The sequence below is a fragment of the Halostella sp. PRR32 genome, from assembly GCF_034808085.1.
In the GTDB taxonomy this organism is placed as follows: domain Archaea; phylum Halobacteriota; class Halobacteria; order Halobacteriales; family Natronoarchaeaceae; genus Halostella; species Halostella pelagica.
In genome coordinates this window covers 1-273 of the sequence record NZ_JAXHGL010000116.1, presented here as the reverse complement: position 1 = coordinate 273, position 273 = coordinate 1, and the positions used below count along the sequence as shown (strand labels likewise).

The window sequence follows — 273 nt, the reverse complement described above, 5'->3', positions numbered from 1 at the left end:
GCCGCGACGAACGCCCCCGTGTTCGTAAGGTCGTCGAGCACCAGCACGTCGTCGCCCGCCTCCACGTCGTTCAGGTAGAGCCGGTCGTCGCCCGCGTCGAAGCCGTACTCGCCGTCGAAGCCGTACTGCCGGTCGCGGATGACCACCAGCGGGATGTCCGAGACGAGCGACACCGCCGTCGAGACGTGCACGCCCATCGTCACCGGCGTCGCGATAACGTCAGCGTCGGCGAGGTCCGCCACCTGGCAGATGCCGTTGACGACCTCGCGGACG

At 69.2% G+C, this 273-nt stretch carries 1 pseudogene; it reads right to left on the bottom strand.

Features of this window, described 5'->3' with window-relative positions:
* Positions 1-273: pseudogene (locus SM753_RS20600) on the bottom strand (adenine phosphoribosyltransferase); the annotation flags it as partial.